A 17640-nucleotide genomic window follows, 5' to 3' on the forward strand; every position below is an offset into this window, starting at 1 on the left:
GGCCCGCGTCGCAGGCTCATGACCTGCGACGCGGGCCTGCAGCAACTGGCTGGCGCATGATTTAACGCCCAACGCCTACCGCTCGCGCATCTGGCTCACCCACGTATGTTCACAAGGCCTTCGGCTGAAGCGCTTGCCATTCATCAATGGGGCCGCGGTTGGTGAGATGGGTCCCGCCGTTGAATTTCACCGCCAGTTTATTGACGGCGTTCAAGGCCGTCGTCACCGCCCCTTCCGCCCAGCCTCCCGTCCACGAAACGTCGTCACCCGCGAGAATGAAGCCATCGGGGTTCGCGCTCGACACACCGTTCATGAACTGAGAAAACAACAAGCGCTGGTACTCGTACTGTCCCGGCAGGTTCATTTTGAACGCGCACAGGAAAAACGGCTGCTCTTCCCAGTTGATTTCAACAAACGGGTTGGTCATGCCGAACTCAGCGGCCAGATTCAACTGATGAGGGGCATACACGCTATCCAGCAGGGTTGTGCATAACTGCACGTGGGACGGCAGCGGCGCACTGCGATCACCCAGGAATTTGAGGGCGTCATCATTCCAGGTGTAAGACAAAAACAGGCCACTGCCGTTGTGAGGTCCCGGGCTATCGCCATAGTCCAGCAGGTAGGTGCCGCGGGTGATTCGATCCGACAACGTCACACTCATCCTGTACTGCGAATCAGCCTCCCTGTCGGTCCAGAACGGTCGTTTGGTTTGCGCGAAGATTTTTGCCGACTGCATGTAATGGGTGTACATCACCGCTTCCCATTCCTTGCCGGATAACAGGTCATTCATCGCGTTGAAGCGGGCAGCGCCATCCATATAACGGAATTTGTCGAGGACCCGTTTGTGCGGGGTATAGACCACGGCAGGAAAGGTGTATTGGCGGTCGCTTCCCAGGTTGTGATCAAACACCCACACGTCGAACTCGCCATCCGGCCGCCGCAGGATCTGCCGCACTTCCTGCTTCAAAGGCTGAGCGATGACCTGGGTAGTCAGGCCTTGGACGGTGGTGCCCGCAGGCCAATGGACCATCGCGTCGCCGAAGATATCCGGGGCACGCGTCCACAGCCGGTTTGGCAGCTCGCTGGAACCGTCATACATCAGCTTGTGGTTGGTATCCAACCCGGTATACAGCACCCGTAACACCTCCAGGAAGCAGTTCGGGTAATCGGTGTTCCAACCGCCAGTGCCGAAGCCGATCTGGCCGAACAGATCGATATCTTCGCGACTCCAACCCGCCTGCTCGACCATCGCGGCAAAAAAACTGAGGTTGTCCCAACCCGCATCAAGGATCGCGTTCCACAAGGCTTTGATCCGGGCCTGATCAAGGCTGCCCTCGGACATTGCCGCTTCCATCTCGGTGAACTTGATCGGGTCCTGCTCAAGAAATACTTCGAATAGCTTGCGCTCGATCTCAGCGTAATCAACCGGCAGATTATCGCCTTCGTAATAAACCTGTTTTTGCTGGTAGTCGACGACCGTGCTGGGGGTAGAAGGCGACCCCGGATTGGGAAACTCCGTCGAGTTTTCCCGCATGCCAACTTTGTCGAAATAGTGCATCAACGCCTTGCCTGAAACAGGAAAGCGCATGGCACCCATTTCGCAGATAACACTGTTCGTAGAATCTTGCGGATCACCCACCACATAGGAATACAGTCGCCCACCGATGCGGTCACTGGCCTCTACCACCACCGGGTGCAACCCCATGCGCATGGCTTCATACGCCGCCACCATTCCAGCGACTCCGGCGCCGACGATCAATACCTGGCTGCCATATGCCAGGCGGGATACCTGCGCCAACGGCGTGCCGTTACGGGCGGCCGTATCGAGAAACCGGGCGTAATGAAAAGGAAAGTCTGGAACAAGTGCAGTGACATCGTTGGCAAGCAAGCGCGCGGCGCCTTTACTGCGGGAGGGAATAGCAGACATGGCAATCATCCTTGGCATGTAATGAGGACGTCCACCTACTGCTTAACTGCGAAGGGCGAATACGACGGGTGCGCTGCTCAGCGTAGATACTTGTAGGAAATGTCTCTATATCGCTTAGGAATAAAAAACTGATTCGTAATGCAAACCCCTTGTCAGGGGGGGTTTAGGCAATCAGTTCAGAAAATCCTGAAGTGACTATTTGCGAATACCGATTCAATAATTTATTTAGTTACAAGACTCTTCGTAGCCTCACTCAATAAAAACAGACCGTGATGCCTATGAACACGCCCTCCCACCGATCGGCGGCTGCGCCATCCAGCGCGCTGAAAATCGAAACCCGCTCCATTGACTACGTGCCGCGCAATGAACGCCACGGCAAAGTCTGGCATCAGGCGCCGTTCTGGTTCACCGGTAACTTCGTACTGACCACCCTGGTCACCGGGTTTACCGGCGCAGCGTTGGGGCTGAGCCTGGTGTACGCGATCCTGGCGATTGTCATCGGCGTGTGCCTGGGCACGTTCGCCATGGCGTTCCACGCCAACCAAGGGCCGCGCATGGGTTTGCCGCAGATGATCCAGTCGCGGGCACAGTTTGGCCTGCGCGGGGCAATCGTGCCCTTTATCGCGGTGGTGTTCGTGTACATCGGCTTCAACGTGTTCAACGTGATTCTGGCGACCGACGCCATCAATACCGTGCTGCCCGGCAACCGCGCGCCGTGGTACGCCTTGATGATCATCCTGGCCGTGGTGATTGCCGTGATCGGCCACAACCTCCTGCACACCGTGCAACGCTGGCTGACCTACGTGATGATCAGTGTGTTCGCGGTCCTCACGGTCGCGGCCGTGATCAATCTGCAGGCCGACACGGCAGTGGCCGACTGCGCATTTTTCCTGGTCGGCCTTTCTGATCCAGCTTTCAGCCGCCGCGGGTTACCAGATCAGCTACGCCGTCTACGTCTCGGATTATTCGCGCTACCTGCCCCATGAAACGCCGTCGCGCAGGGTCATCACCTGGACGTACCTGGGGGCAGCGAGTTCGGCGCTGTGGCTGATGTCGCTGGGGGCGTTTCTCGCCTCGGCGCTGCCCTCACCCGACGCCATCGGCAGCGTGCAGGCGGTGGGCAACCAACTGCTTCCGGGGTTTGGCACCTTTACCGTGTTGATCGCCGTACCCGCACTGGTTGGCATCATGGCGGTCAACTGCTACGGCGCGATGCTGACCGGTATCAGCGCGATTGACGGCTTCATCTCGATCAAACCGGGCATCAAGGCGCGCATCGTGGGGATCAGCCTGGTGGGCGGGGTGATTTTTGCCATCGCCTTGAGTATCCCGCAGAGCTACCTGCAGAGTTTCAATACCTTCGTCTTGCTGATGCTGTATTTCCTGGTGCCCTGGACCGCCGTCAACCTCGCGGACTTCTATGTTGTCCGCAAGGGGCAATACGCAATCAGCGACATCTTCAACCCGGACGGGATCTACGGCCGCTGGTCGGGTGCCGGGCTTGTTTCCTACTTCCTCGGCCTGGGGGCGATGACACCGTTCATCTCGCTGGGGTTTTACCAAGGGCCCATCGCGAAGGCCTTGGACGGGGCGGATATTGCATTCGTGGTAGGCCTGGCAGTTTCTGCGATTGCCTACTGCCTGCTGTCGTGTACGCGTGACCTGAGCGCTGAGCAACGCGCCATTGAAGCCAGCGAACGCCTGTTTGAAGGCGATGAGTCATGACACCGATACGCGTTGTCTGCCATCAATTGGCACCGCGCCTGGGCGACGCCGACGACAACCGTCGCCTGAGCGAAACGGCGATCCGCAGCGCGGCCACCCTGGGTGCCCACGTGGTGGTGCTGCCCGAACTCATGCAAAGCGGCTACGCGTTCAATGACCTGGCAGAAGCCAGAGCGGTGTCGGAGCCGCTCGATGGCCCGACGCTGAGTCTGTGGAGAGCCCTGGCTATCGAATTGGGCTTGATCGTCGTCGCGGGCTTCTGCGAGCGCCTGAGTGCCGGCCGAGTGGCCAACAGCGCCGCGCTGATTGAGCCCGACGGTAGGCTGACGGTGTACCGCAAGGCGCATCTGTGGGACCGCGAAAAACTCATCTTCACTGCCGGCACTGCCCCGCCGCCACTGGTGGAAACGGCGGTCGGGCGCATTGGCGTGGTGATCTGCTACGACCTCGAGCTGCCCGAGTGGGTCCGCCTGGCGGCCCTGGCCGGTACCGACCTGCTGTGTGCGCCAGTGAATTGGCCGGACAGCCCACGGCCCGCCGCAGAGCGCCCAGGCGAAATCGTCCGCGTGCAGGCCAATGCGGCGGTCAATCGGATGTTTATCGCCGCGTGTGATCGATACGGTGAGGAGCGCGGTGTGAATTGGGTGGGCGGCTCAGTCATTGTCGATGCGGACGGCTATCCGCTGGCCGGCGGGGTCTCCCAGCAACAAGAACAGCGCCTGGTCGCCGACCTGCCGCTGCTACAGGCGCGGAACAAACACATTAGCGAGCATAACCACGTTCATCTGGACCGCCGCCCAGGGCTGTACTGAAACGCCTGGCGCCCGCGCAGGGCGCACGAGCGCGCCTAGAACTCGATCCGCACGTCGCCCTTCGGCACGCTGCAGCACGACAGGATGTAGCCTTCGGCTTCGTCTTCCTCGGTAATCCCGCCGTTGTGGTCCATCTCGACCTCCCCGCCCAGCTTGAGCACCTTGCACGTACCGCAAATCCCCATGCCGCAGGCCTTGGGAATCAGCAGGCCGAGCTTGGCGGCGGCGGCGTGGACGGTTTCACCCGGCGCCACGCGAATGCTCTTGCCCGAGGCGATGAACTCGACCTGATGCAGATCCGCCAGGTCGACTTCCGGCGCGTCGGCGGCTTGTTCGGCCTGTTCCACCGCGTCGGCGCGGGCCTCTGCTGGCGTCGCGCCGAACGACTCTTCGTGATAACGCGCCATGTCGAAACCAGCGGCTTCGAGCAAGCGCTTCACCGCCGTCATGTAAGGCGTAGGGCCGCAGCAGAACACTTCGCGCTCCAGGAAGTCCGGCACCATCAATTCGAGCATCTTGTGGTTCAGGTAGCCGCGATACCCGGCCCAGGGTTCGCCCAGGCCGTGTTTCTCGCAGATCAGGTGCAGGCTGAAGTTGTCGATCCGCGAGGCCATATGTTCCAGCTCGCGGTGATAGATGATGTCTTTGGGTGAGCGCGCACTGTGGATAAACGTCATGTCGACGTTGGCGTTGGTGTCGTAATACCAGCGCGCCATGGACATCACCGGGGTGATGCCGACGCCGCCGCTGAGGTACAGCACCTTGGGATTGCTGAAATCGATGGCATTGAACAGCCCGACCGGCCCGTGTACCGCCAGCTCCTGGCCCTCGTGCAGGGTGTCGTGCAGCCAGTTGGAGACCTTGCCGCCGGGTACGCGCTTGATCGTCACAGAGAAGCTGTAAGGCACCGACGGTGAGCTGGAGATGGTGTAGGAACGCATGATCGGCTGACCGTCGATTTCCAGCTCTAGGGTGACGAACTGCCCCGGCTTGAAAAAGAACAGGATCGGCTGGTCGGCCATAAAGCAGAAGGTGCGCACGTCCCAGGTTTCCTGGATGACTTTGACGCAACGGACGATGTGCCGACCATTGGCCCAGGTCTGGGTGGTTACCGGATTCAGGAAGTTGCTGGACATGCTGTTCTCCACCGCCGAGGCTCGGCCTTATAGTGGCGATTCTGCGTAACGCGAGAACCACCCATTTACCTATCTGCGACATTCACATACTTATCGCGACCAGCCCCCAACGACATAGGGTTGCGCGTCGGGAACAGATTGGGCCATGTCGCCCATGGATAAGGTTCACCGCAACAGCGGCCCCACACTCGCTGCCAACAACGACGCTTTCTTTACGCCTTGCACTGCACTAACCGTAGCCACTTTTCGCCGGCCACACAGAATGGCCATGAGGACACATACGATGGACGTCACCGCAACCTTAAGCTTGGGCGATCCGCTGGAACCCGCACGCAAGGCCACCGCGCAGATGCTGCAAGAGCGCGAGCGTACATTCTCGCTGCCACAGCCGTTCTACTCTGATGAACGGTTGTTTGATATCGACATGCAGGAGATCTTCCAGAAAGAGTGGTTGATCGCTGGCATGACCTGCGAGATCCCCACCAAGGGCAACTACCTGACCCTGCAAGTGGGCAAGAACCCGATTATCGTGATCCGTGGCGCCGAGGGCGTGGTGCATGCGTTCCACAACGTCTGCCGCCACCGCGGTTCGCGCTTGTGTACCAGCGACAAAGGCAAGGTCGCCAAGCTGGTCTGCCATTACCACCAGTGGACCTACGAACTGGACGGCCGCCTGCTGTTCGCCGGCACCGAGATGGGCGCCGACTTCGACATGAAGCAGTATGGCCTCAAGCCGGTCAACGTGAAGACGGCCGGCGGCTACATCTTCATCAGCCTGGCGCAAAACCCGCCGGCCATCGATGACTTCCTGTCGACCCTGAACCACTACATGGAACCCTACGACATGGAGAACACCAAGGTGGCGGTGCAAACCACCTTGATGGAAAAGGCCAACTGGAAGCTGGTGCTGGAAAACAACCGCGAGTGCTACCACTGCAACGCCTCGCACCCGGAGCTGTTGAAAACCCTGCTCGAATGGGACGACGTCACCGACCCGCGTGCTGACCAGGCCTTCAAAGACCACGTGGCTGCTTCCGCCGCTGCCTGGGACGCCGAGAAGATCCCTTACGCCCACGCCAGCTTCGGCCTGCGCAACCGCATCGTGCGCATGCCACTGCTCAAGGGCACCGTGTCGATGACCCTGGACGGCAAACAGGGCTGCAAAAAGTTGATGGGCCGCATCAAGAACCCGGACCTGGGCTCGATGCGCATCCTGCACCTGCCGCATTCGTGGAACCACTGCATGGGCGACCACGTCATCGTGTTCACCGTGTGGCCAATCAGCGCCCAGGAAACCATGGTCACCACCAAGTGGCTGGTCCACAAGGACGCGGTCGAAGGCGTGGACTACGACGTGGAGCGCATGCGTCAAGTATGGGACGCCACCAACGACCAGGACCGTCGCCTGGCCGAAGAGAACCAGCGCGGGATCAACTCCACTGCTTACCAGCCGGGCCCTTACTCCAAGACCTATGAGTTTGGCGTGGTGAACTTCGTGGACTGGTACAGCGAGCGCATGCTGAGCAACCTCGGCGCAGCGCCGGCGCCCTACCTCAAAGGCGTGGCCGCCCAGTAACCGACCCAGTGGGAGCGGGCTTGCTCGCTCCCGCATCGGGTGGCGCACTGATCAAAACTTGATCAGGCCCGCTAAACCCCTCTCGCCGCCTGCCCTCCAGCCTTTGCCTAACAACTTATCCACAGAGCCACCCACAGCAATTGTGGGCAAGTGCGCTTTTGACCCGAAAATAAATCAAGAAAATCCGTGACTTATTTGACTTGGGCGTTTTAAGACGCAACTGGTCAATTTTTGAACAACTCTGCGCAAGCCATATAAAACGTGCCCTGCAGCGGTACGCGAACACCTTATCCACAGAAGCACCAACAGACTTTGGGGGCAACTTTGACCAGGCTGTGGAAAACCCGCTAAAACCTTCATAAACCGGGCTATCCAAGCGTTTCAGAGCGGAAAAGGCGGCAATTGATCATATTTCAACCAGATCAGCGCAGGCCTTTATTTATAAGGGCTACAGAGGAAAGCGAACATCTTATCCACAGAAGCGCCAACAGACTTTGGGGGCAAGTCTGCACAGGACAATCACCTTGAACACAGAAAAACCCAAGGAAAAACCGCAAGTTACCCTGGTTGTTTTTCGTACAGAGGGCTGCAGGGCTTGATTTACAGGGGGTGTGGACAGCCGCGAACAGGTTATCCACAGACGGGTCAACAGGGATTGTGGGTAACCACACTCCCCGTCCAGGATCAGCGAACCACGCCTTCCTCAACCAGCAGTTTGAGAATGGCTTCAGCGCCCGCTTCCGGGTTGAGGCCCTTGAGCACCTGCCCACCGCCGCCACTGGCCTTGGCCGTGGCCGCCTTCATCCGATCCGCGCCGCTCTTGGCCTTGATCACCTTCAGCCGCTTGGGCCGGGGCTTGGCCGGTTGCAGCACGGCACCTGTGAATAACTCATCCTCTGCAACCTCGACTTCGTGGGCCGCCAGTTCGCCGCGTTGCGCCGGGCCATACGCGCTTTGCCGAGGCTTGGGCGCAGCGTTATCCACTGTGGCCAGAAACGGCAGGCGCACCTTCAAGCGCCGCCGCTGCCCGCGTGGCAAGGCTTGCAGCACGTGGGCCACGCCGCTGTCGATGGACTCCACCTGCGCCAGCCCGACAATCAGCGGCCAGCCCAGGTGTTCGGCGAGCAGGAACGGCAGCATCCCCGAACCTTCGCCGGTTTCGGCCTGGCTGCCGGTGAGCACCACCTGGGCACCGGCGTCGCGCAGATACTCGCTGAGCACCGGCAAGGCATCCGCGCCGGCCGGTTGTTCGAGGACATGCAATTGCGCCAGCCCCATGCCCAGGTAGCTGCGCAGCGTGGGCTCGGCGATGTTGCCGGCATGCAGCACCTGCAACTTATCCCCAGCCATCTGCAGGCCCAGCTCGACCGCGCGCGCGTCCTGCTCGGCGCGGCGCGGGCGCCCGGAAGTGGGGTGGGCGCCGATGGAAACCAGACTGATTACATACGTGTTCATGGCCCTATCCTTTGCTTAAGCCGCATCGCGCTTGGCGCCGTTGCGGAAGGCCTCGACCGCAGCGATCAAGGCTTGCAGAATCGCGGCGCTGTCGCCGATCACCGACAGGTCGGCACGCTTGATCATGTCGCAGCCAGGGTCGAGGTTGATCGCCACCACCTTGTCGCAGGCGCCGATGCCTTGCAGGTGCTGGATCGCCCCGGAGATACCGACCGCCACATACACCCGCGCCGTGACCCAGGTGCCGCTCGCGCCGACCTGGCGATCACGCGCCATGAAGCCATCGTCCACCGCAACCCGCGAGGCGCCTTCGGTAGCGCCCAGGGCGGCGGCGGCCTGGTGGAACAGCGCCCAGTCCTTCACGCCGTTGCCGCCAGAGAAAATGAACTCGGCCTCGGCCATCGGAATCGCCGCCGGGTCCACCGCCACCGCGCCGAGGTCTTCGATGCGCGGCAGGCGCCGCGCCAGGGCTGTGGATAACTCCACGGGCAGCACTTCATGACGGGTCTCGCTGACCGGATCGGCGCATTCAGCGGCGGCCAGGATCAGCCGCGGCAGCGGCCGCGCCAAATCTTGCTGACCGGCACCGGCACGGCCGATGCACTGCTCGCCCTTGATCTGCCAGACCCGCGTGGCCGGGCGCTCTTTGAGACTGGCAGCAAAACGCCGGCCCAGTTCACCGCCACCGCTGCGGCTGTCCGGCAGCAACCAATGGCGCGGGTTGAACTGGTTATCCACAGCCCGCAGGCCCTGCACGCGTTGCTCCGGTGAATAACCGTCGAAGGCGTGACCTTCCAGCACCAGCAGGCGGTCGACACCGGCCGTGGCAAACGCGTTTTCTTTGTGTTCACCAAACACCACCGCCAGCACCGCACCGTCACTGCCGGCGAGTTGCCGGGCCAGGCCGAGCAGGTCACGGTCGTGGCTGCTCAGGCGGCCGCCGACCATGTCCGGCACCACGTTGATGTAGAACGCAGGGGCCGCCACCTGATGCAGCGGCAACTGCACGTCCACTGCCGCCGTGCGCTTCGCCGCGCCGCCTTGTTGGGCGCCGCTGCGGTCGATGCGTTTGATGCCGTTGGGGCCGATAAAACCGACACCGTGGACGTTTTTGCGGATGACGCCGTTGGGCCCCATCCAGCTGTGTTGCGCCGGTTGCATCGCAGCATGCAGCGGGTGCAGGCGGTTACGGGCGATCCATTGCGCGCGTGGGTCGCGGCGGATAATGTCGCTCATCAATGCACCTCCGCGGGTTCACGTTTGATCGGTGATTTGGCGGGCACGGCGTCGTCGAGCAACGCATCGGCCACCAGCTCGGCGATGTCTTTGATCAGTGGGCGCGGTTCGACCACGCCTTCGAGCATCGCGGTGCATTGCGGGCAGCCCACGGCCACCAGCTCGGCGCCGGTTTCGCGGATGTCGTCCATGCGCATATCGGGGATACGTTGCTTGCCGGGAATGTCGGTGATCGGCGCGCCGCCGCCGCCGCCACAGCAGCGTGAACGGAAGCCCGAGCGCTGCATTTCCTTGACCTCGATACCCAACGCACGCAGCACTTGGCGCGGCGCCTCGTATTCGCCGTTGTAGCGGCCCAGGTAGCACGGGTCGTGATAGGTCACGCTGTTGCCTTTGTACTGGCCCAGGTTCAACGCGCCGTCGCCGATCAGCTCGGCCATAAAGGTGCTGTGGTGCTGTACGACATAGTCACCGTTGAAGGCGCCGTATTCGTTTTTCAGCACATGGAAACTGTGCGGGTCGCAGGTGACGATGCGCGTGAAGCTGTACTTGGCCAGGGTCTGGATATTGCGCGTGGCCAACAATTGGAAGGTCGCTTCATCGCCCAAACGGCGGGCGACGTCGCCGCTGTCGCGCTCTTCCAGGCCGAGCACCGCGAAGTCGACCTTGGCCGCTTTCAGCACTTTGACGAAGGCGCGCAGGGTGCGTTGGTTGCGCATGTCGAAGGCGCCGTCGCCGACCCAGAACAGTACCTCGCAACTGCCCTTTTCGCTGAGCAACGGCAGGTTCAAATCCGCCGCCCAGTTCAGGCGACCGCCCGGTGCGAAGCCGCCGGGGTTGTCGGTGGCGATCAGGTTTTCGAGGACTTCGGCGCCCTTGTTCGGCGTGGCACCTTTTTCCAGGGTGAGGTGGCGGCGCATGTCGACGATGGCGTCCACGTGCTCGATCATCATCGGGCACTCTTCCACGCAGGCGCGGCAGGTGGTGCAGGACCAGAGGGTGTCGGCGTCCACCAGGCCGTTGACGATTGGCTGGTGCGGGTTGCCGCTGTGTTCGCCGATCGCTTTTCCAGGATACGGGCTGCCGGCGAACTTGGCATCGGTGCCGCCGGCCAGGCCGACGACCATGTCCTGAATCAGCTTTTTCGGGTTCAGCGGCTGGCCGGCGGCGAACGCCGGGCAAGCCGCTTCGCACTTGCCGCACTGCACGCAGGCGTCAAAACCGAGCAATTGGTTCCAGGTGAAATCCTTGGGTTTTTCCACGCCCAGGGGCGCGTTTTTATCGTTCAGGTCCAACGGCTTCAAGCCGGTGGAACGGCCACCGCCGAAGCGCTCGGCGCGGCGGTGCCAGGCCAGGTGCAAGGCACCGGCGAAGGCGTGCTTCATCGGCCCGCCCCAGGTCATGCCGAAGAACATTTCCGACACGCCCCACAGCACGCCCACGCTCAGCAGCGCAGCCAGCAACCAACCACCGAAGTCCGCCGGCAGAATCCCGGCCACCGGCAAGGTCACCAGGAAGAAGCTCAGCGAAAACGCCATCAGGCTTTTCGGCAGGCGCATCCACGGGCCTTTCGACAGGCGCGCTGGAGGATTACGCCGACGCAGATACACAAACGTGGCGCCGACAAACATCAGCACCGACGCCAGCAACAACGCATAGCCGAGGATGCGGTTATGCAGGCCGAAACCGTGCACCAGGATCGCCAGCAGCGCCGACAGCACAAAACCCAACGCCGTGGCGACGTGGGTGTTGGCGATGTATTTGTCGCGGGCGACCACGTGGTGCAAGTCGACCATGTAGCGCTTGGGCATGGCCAGCAGACCGCCCAGCAGGTCGACCTTGGACGCACGGCCACGACGCCACATGGCGGCCCGCCGCAGTGCGCCCAGGACGGCAAGGCCCAGCGCCGCAAACAGCAGAATCGGAAGAAGAGTATTCAACATGGTGAAGCTCCCACAGACCACACAGATCTAGTGTGAAACCGGGCCCTAAATGTGGGAGGGGGCTTGCTCCCGATGGCGGACTGTCAGTTGATACAGCTGTAGCTGACCCACCGCTATCGGGGGCAAGCCCCCTCCCACATTTTCAGACCAAGTCCACATTGGTTCGGTGTCGGGTCAGAAATCCTTGCACAAGCGCAGGGCGTCATAGATCGCAGCGTGGGTATTGCGCTGCGCCACACAGTCACCGATGCGGAACAGCAAATAGCCCTCGCCCGCTTCGCTCAGGCACGGTTGCGGCTTGATCGCGAACAGCGCTTCGATGTCCATCTGGCCCTTGTTGCGCGAGCCGGGCTTGAGGGCGTAGTAGATCTCTTCATCCGGGCGCACGCCGTTCTCGACGACCACCTGATCGACCACCCGCTCCTCTTTGGCGCCGGTGTATTCGTTCTCCAGCACTGCCACCAGCTTGTCGCCTTCGCGGTAGACCTTTTCCAGCATCATGTCGCCGGTCATGATCACTTCCTTGGGGTACATGCTGCGGTAGTAAGTCGGGAACGACGTACCGCCGATGGCCACGCCCGGCTTGATGTCGTCGGTGACGATCTCGACCTGGCTGCCCTTGTCCGCGAGGAAGTCCGCCACCGACATGCCGGTGAATTCGCAGATGGTGTCGTAGACCAGCACGTTCTTGCCCGGCGCCACTTTGCCGTCGAGCACGTCCCAACTGCTGACCACCAGGCCTTCGGCCGCGCCCCAGTGTTCGTTCTGTTCCAGGAACGGATGCCCGCCCACCGCCAGCACCACCACGTCCGGGCGCAGGTCGAGGATCGCTTCGGCATTCGCCGCCACGCCCAGGCGCAGGTCGACGTTCAAACGCGCCAGTTCCAGTTGGAACCAGCGGGTGATCCCGGCGATCTGGTCGCGCTGCGGCGCTTTGGACGCGGTGGTGATTTGCCCACCGATAAAGGCTTTTTTCTCGAACAGGGTCACGTCGTGGCCACGTTCAGCGGCAACGCGCGCGGCTTCCATCCCGGCGGGACCGGCACCGACCACCACCACCTTACGCTTGGGCCCGGTGGATTTTTCGATAATGTGCGGCACGCCCATGTATTCACGGGAAGTGGCGGCGTTCTGGATGCACAGCACATCCAGGCCCTGGTACTGGCGGTCGATGCAATAGTTGGCGCCGACGCACTGCTTGATCTGGTCGATCTGGCCCATCTTGATCTTGGCGATCAGGTGCGGGTCGGCGATGTGGGCGCGGGTCATGCCGACCATGTCCACATAGCCGCCTTCGAGGATGCGCGTGGCCTGGTTCGGGTCCTTGATGTTCTGCGCGTGCAGCACCGGGGCCTTGACCACTTCCTTGATCCCGGCCGCCAAATGCAGGAACGGCTCCGGTGGATAACTCATGTTCGGGATGACGTTGGCCAGGGTGTTGTGCGTATCGCAACCCGAGCCGACCACGCCGATAAAGTCGAGCATGCCGGTGTCGTCGTAGTACTTGGCGATCTGCTTCATGTCCTCGTGGGACAAGCCGTCCGGGTGGAATTCATCGCCGCACAGGCGGATACCGACGCAGAAGTCCGGGCCCACCTCGGCACGCACCGCCTTGAGCACTTCAAGGCCGAAACGCATGCGGTTTTCAAAGCTGCCGCCCCATTCGTCGGTACGCTTGTTGACGCGCGGGCTCCAGAACTGGTCGATCATGTGCTGGTGCACCGCCGACAATTCCACGCCGTCCAGGCCACCGGCTTTCGCACGCGCTGCCGCGCTGGCGTAGTTGCCGATCACGCGCCAGATCTCTTCCGGCTCGATGGTCTTGCAGGTCGCACGGTGTACCGGCTCGCGGATGCCCGAGGGCGACAGCAGGGTTGGCCAATGCTCGCCGTCCCAGCGCGAGCGGCGGCCCATGTGGGTAATCTGGATCATGATCTTGGCGCCATGCTTGTGCATGGCATCGGCCAGGTTCTGGAAGTGCGGGATGATCCGGTCGTCGGCCAGGTTCACCGACTTCCACCAGCCTTGCGGGCTGTCGATCGCCACGCTGGAAGAGCCGCCGCAGATGGCCAGGCCGATCCCGCCCTTGGCTTTCTCTTCGTAGTACTTCACATAGCGGTCGGTGGTCATGCCGCCGTCGGTGGCATACACCTCGGCGTGGGCAGTACTGAGCACGCGGTTGCGGATGGTCAGTTTGCCGATCTGGATCGGCGCGAACATTGCTTCGAAAGCCATGGCAGGGTTCCTCGACTTACAACGGCTTGACGGTGAACAGGCCGGAATCAAAGCCCTCTTCGGAGCCGCCGTAAACTTGTTCGGCCACGGTGCGAATCTGGCTGCCGCGTGCTTGCAGAATCTGGTCCATGGCGCCGGCAAACCAGCCGGTGAACATGTAGTCGACCTTGCGCCCGACCTTGCCGTACACGTAGACGAACGCCGAGTGTTCGAGCTTGACGCTGGCGGTGCCTTTATCCAGGTCGATGTCCTGGATCTTGAACAGGCCCCAGCCGCGTTGCGACAGGCGCTTCATGTAGTGCTCGAACACCGCCACACCTTCGAGGCCGTGGCATTCGGCTTCTTTTTCACACCAGTGCCAGGCGGATTTGTAGCCAGCCTTGTAGAGGATCGCGGCGTAGGCCTCGGCACCGAGGACTTCTTCGATGCCCATGTGGTTGTTGACGAAGAAATGGCGCGGTACGTACAGCATCGGCAAGGCGTCGGAGGTCCAGACACCGGTTTCGCTGTCGACTTCGATAGGCAATTGCGGGGCGATCTTGGCCATGGAAACTTAACTCCAGAAAATTCGTAGTGGTGTTGCCCGTGGGTGTTTGGCTTATTCGCCCCAAACGTCCTTCAAGACGTTGACCCAGTTCTCGCCCATGATCTTGCGCACCACGCGTTCGCTGTGGCCGCGCTTGAGCAGGGTCTCGGTGAGGTTGGGGAACTCGCCCACGGTGCGGATGCCCAGCGGGTTGATGATCTTGCCGAAGCTGGTCAGGCGGCGGGCGTAGCCCTTGTCATGGGTCAGCATCTCGAAGAAATCCTGGCCATGGCCCTGGGTGAAGTCGGTGCCGATGCCAATGGCGTCTTCGCCGACGATGTTCATGGTGTATTCGATGGCTTCGGCATAGTCGTCGATGGTCGAATCGATGCCCTTGGCGAGGAACGGCGCGAACATGGTCACGCCGACAAAACCGCCATGGTCGGCAATGAACTTCAGCTCTTCATCGGACTTGTTGCGCGGGTGCTCCTTGAGCCCGGAGGGCAGGCAGTGGGAGTAGCACACCGGTTTTTTCGATTCGAGGATGACTTCTTCGCTGGTCTTGGAGCCGACGTGGGACAGGTCGCACATGATGCCGACGCGGTTCATCTCGCCGACGATCTCGCGACCGAAGCCCGACAGCCCGCCATCGCGCTCGTAGCAACCGGTGCCGACCAGATTTTGGGTGTTGTAGCACATCTGCACCACACCGACGCCGAGCTGCTTGAAGATCTCGACGTAGCCGAGTTGGTCTTCAAACGCATGGGCATTCTGGAAGCCGAAGATGATGCCGGTCTTGCCCTGTTCCTTGGCTTTGCGGATGTCGGCGGTGGTTTTCACCGGGATCACCAAGTCGCTGTTCTCGCGGATCAGGGTCTGGCTGGCGACGATGTTATTGATCGTGGCCTGGAACCCTTCCCACACCGACACGGTGCAGTTGGCAGCGGTCAGGCCGCCCTTGCGCATGTCCTCGAACAGCTCGCGGTTCCACTTGGCAATGATCAGCCCGTCGATAACGATGCTGTCGGCGTGTAATTGCGCTGGGCTCATCAGGCGTCCCCTTATTGGCGATTCGTGCGCCGAATCGTCTGCCGGCGCTTTGGGGTCAGCATATGCCGAGGGGCCGACCGGACCGGGTGCAAAAACGACAGGGGAATTGCCGAAAGCGTCAATCCGCGACGAAGGTCGCTATGACAGGTCTGTCTGACGGCTGTTCTTTGTCTTACGCTTGGGCCAGAATTCGCGCATCAACCGATATGAGACGGCGCAATGAAATCAATTTTCCTGGCTTTGGCACTCATCGCAACCGGCGTCCACGCGGCCGAAGACACCGACAGCACGCCGTGCGATGGCATCGAAAACGACAAGCAAACCCTGGAATGCGCCACCTACAACAAAACCACCGCCGAACAACTGCTCAAGGATAACTATCAAGGGCTGCTGGAACGCATGGGTTCGACCTATGGCAACAACAAGACGCAACTGGCGGACATTACCGCTCGTCTGAAGGATGCCCAGCAGAAGTGGGAAAAATTGCGCGACGCCGATTGCGCAGTGGACACCTTCCCGGCGGTGACCGGCACCAAACCCTATGCGATCGAGCTGAACGATTGCCTGGCGCGGATGAGTGATGAGCGGTCGGAGTTTTTGGAGTCGATTGGGCAGGAATAAGCGACAATCCTTGCCACTTTCAATCTGAACCAAGGCCATTCATGAAAACCTGCGGCATCGAAATCAAAGGCAGCGAAGCCATCTTCGCCGTTGCCTCACTGGACGACCAGACACTGACCCACGTCGCCCTGGCCACCAAGAAAATCGCCCTTGAAGACGACGATGAAGCGGCCAACGTCAAAGCCTTCGCGGCCCAGGTGAAGGCGTTCGTGCAGGACAACGCCATCGAACGCATCGCCATCAAGAAGCGCAGCAAGAAAGGCGAGTTCGCCGGTGGCCCGACCACGTTCAAGATTGAAGGGGTGTTTCAGTTGCTCGACGGCGTTGAAGTGACGCTGCTGTCGCCGCAGACCCTCAATGCGCAGAACAAGAAGCACAATTTTGAGCTGCCGACGACGCTGAACAAGTACCAGCATGAAGCCTTCAAAGCGACGTGTTCGGCCCTGGTAAAGAAATAGGCCACACCGACAATTTACTGTGGGAGGGGGCTTGCTCCCGATGGCGGTGGATCAGCGGCACATGAGTGGCTGACACACCGTCATCGGGAGCAAGCCCCCTCCCACATTTGATCGTTGTCGCTGACAGGAGAAGGGGTGTTTCATGACGCTGCTGTCGCCGCAGACCCTCAATGCGCAGAACAAGAAGCACAATTTTGAGCTGCCGACGACGCTGAACAAGTACCAGCATGAAGCCTTCAAAGCGACGTGTTCGGCCCTGGTAAAGAAATAGGCCACACCGACAATTTACTGTGGGAGGGGGCTTGCTCCCGATGGCGGTGGATCAGCGGCACATGAGTGGCTGACACACCGTCATCGGGAGCAAGCCCCCTCCCACATTTGATCGTTGTCGCTGACAGGAGAAGGGGTGTTTCAGTTGCTCGAAGCCTTCAAGGCGGCGTGTGCGGCCCTGGTAAAGAAATAAGCCACACCGAAAACCCAATGTGGGAGGGGGCTTACTCCCGATGACGGTGGATCAGCAGCACATGAGTGGCTGACACTGCGCTATCGAGAGCAAGCCCCCTCCCACATTTGATCGTTGTCGCTGACAGGAGAAGGGGTGTTTCAGTTGCTCGAAGCCTTCAAGGCGGCGTGTGCGGCCCTGGTAAAGAAATAAGCCACACCGAAAACCCAATGTGGGAGGGGGCTTACTCCCGATGACGGTGGATCAGCAGCACATGAGTGGCTGACACTGCGCTATCGAGAGCAAGCCCCCTCCCACATTTGATCGTTGTCGCTGACAGGAGAAGGGGTGTTTCAGTTGCTCGAAGCCTTCAAGGCGGCGTGTGCGGCCCTGGTAAAGAAATAAGCCACACCGAAAACCCAATGTGGGAGGGGGCTTGCTCCCGATGACGGTGGATCAGCAGCACATGAGTGGCTGACACTGCGCTATCGAGAGCAA

12 protein-coding genes and 2 pseudogenes are annotated in these 17640 nt (G+C 61.0%); 6 read left to right on the forward strand and 8 right to left on the reverse strand.

From position 1 onward, the window contains the following. Nucleotides 1-109: 109 nt before the first annotated feature. Entirely contained in the window at nt 110-1927 is a 1818-nt protein-coding gene (locus P3S72_RS28095; RefSeq protein ID WP_276195213.1) for an NAD(P)/FAD-dependent oxidoreductase, read from the reverse strand. Between the two features lie 278 nt (nt 1928-2205). On the opposite strand from P3S72_RS28095, the pseudogene P3S72_RS28100 reads away from it, so the two are divergent. Both P3S72_RS28100 and P3S72_RS28105 read left to right on the forward strand, forming a co-directional pair. After that, nucleotides 2206-3652 (forward strand): annotated as a pseudogene (locus P3S72_RS28100) (cytosine permease). Beyond that, a complete protein-coding gene (locus P3S72_RS28105; protein ID WP_276195214.1) occupies nt 3649-4464 on the forward strand; it encodes a nitrilase-related carbon-nitrogen hydrolase in 816 nt (271 codons plus the stop codon). The pseudogene P3S72_RS28100 and the gene P3S72_RS28105 overlap by 4 nt, the downstream one beginning before the upstream one ends. A gap of 35 nt (nt 4465-4499) precedes the next feature. On the opposite strand, the gene gbcB is transcribed toward P3S72_RS28105, so the two are convergent. Next, entirely contained in the window at nt 4500-5600 is a 1101-nt protein-coding gene (gene gbcB, locus P3S72_RS28110; RefSeq protein WP_276195215.1) for a glycine-betaine demethylase subunit GbcB, read from the reverse strand. Nucleotides 5601-5883: 283 nt separating this feature from the next. Between gbcB and gbcA the strand changes: the two genes are divergently transcribed. Next, nucleotides 5884-7176 (forward strand): glycine-betaine demethylase subunit GbcA, encoded by a 1293-nt coding sequence (gbcA, locus tag P3S72_RS28115; RefSeq protein ID WP_276195216.1) that lies wholly within the window; start codon nt 5884-5886, stop codon nt 7174-7176. 684 nt (nt 7177-7860) lie between these two features. Here gbcA and P3S72_RS28120 read toward each other — a convergent pair. The 6 genes from P3S72_RS28120 to P3S72_RS28145 form a co-directional block, all read right to left on the reverse strand. Next, nucleotides 7861-8631 carry an electron transfer flavoprotein subunit beta gene (locus P3S72_RS28120; RefSeq protein ID WP_276195217.1) on the reverse strand — a complete coding sequence of 257 codons (771 nt, stop codon included), beginning with the start codon at nt 8629-8631 and terminating at the stop codon, nt 7861-7863. Between the two features lie 15 nt (nt 8632-8646). Further along, the gene (locus P3S72_RS28125; protein ID WP_276195218.1) at nt 8647-9867 is read right to left on the reverse strand and encodes an electron transfer flavoprotein subunit alpha/FixB family protein; all 1221 of its coding nucleotides are present in this window, start codon (nt 9865-9867) and stop codon (nt 8647-8649) included. Beyond that, entirely contained in the window at nt 9867-11810 is a 1944-nt protein-coding gene (gene dgcB / locus P3S72_RS28130; protein WP_276195219.1) for a dimethylglycine demethylation protein DgcB, read from the reverse strand. The genes P3S72_RS28125 and dgcB overlap by 1 nt, the downstream gene beginning before the upstream one ends. A 174-nt stretch (nt 11811-11984) precedes the next feature. Beyond that, nucleotides 11985-14045: a dimethylglycine demethylation protein DgcA gene (dgcA, locus tag P3S72_RS28135; protein ID WP_276195220.1), complete on the reverse strand. Its 2061-nt coding sequence runs from the start codon at nt 14043-14045 to the stop codon at nt 11985-11987. A gap of 16 nt (nt 14046-14061) precedes the next feature. After that, nucleotides 14062-14592: a DUF5943 domain-containing protein gene (locus P3S72_RS28140; protein ID WP_276195221.1), complete on the reverse strand. Its 531-nt coding sequence runs from the start codon at nt 14590-14592 to the stop codon at nt 14062-14064. Between the two features lie 51 nt (nt 14593-14643). After that, on the reverse strand, nt 14644-15621 hold the full coding sequence (locus tag P3S72_RS28145) for a dipeptidase (RefSeq protein WP_017849539.1): 978 nt from the start codon (nt 15619-15621) through the stop codon (nt 14644-14646). Between the two features lie 219 nt (nt 15622-15840). On the opposite strand from P3S72_RS28145, the gene P3S72_RS28150 reads away from it, so the two are divergent. The 3 genes and pseudogenes from P3S72_RS28150 to P3S72_RS28160 all read left to right on the forward strand — a co-directional run. Continuing rightward, nucleotides 15841-16242, forward strand: a complete 402-nt coding sequence (locus P3S72_RS28150) for a lysozyme inhibitor LprI family protein (RefSeq protein ID WP_276195222.1) — start codon at nt 15841-15843, stop codon at nt 16240-16242. A gap of 41 nt (nt 16243-16283) precedes the next feature. Further along, entirely contained in the window at nt 16284-16700 is a 417-nt protein-coding gene (locus tag P3S72_RS28155) for a DUF3010 family protein (RefSeq protein ID WP_276195223.1), read from the forward strand. Between the two features lie 133 nt (nt 16701-16833). Next, a pseudogene (locus P3S72_RS28160) lies at nt 16834-16971 on the forward strand (DUF3010 family protein); the annotation flags it as partial. Nucleotides 16972-17640: the final 669 nt, after the last annotated feature.

The sequence above is a fragment of the Pseudomonas sp. D3 genome, from assembly GCF_029320995.1.
Classification (GTDB): domain Bacteria; phylum Pseudomonadota; class Gammaproteobacteria; order Pseudomonadales; family Pseudomonadaceae; genus Aquipseudomonas; species Aquipseudomonas paraveronii.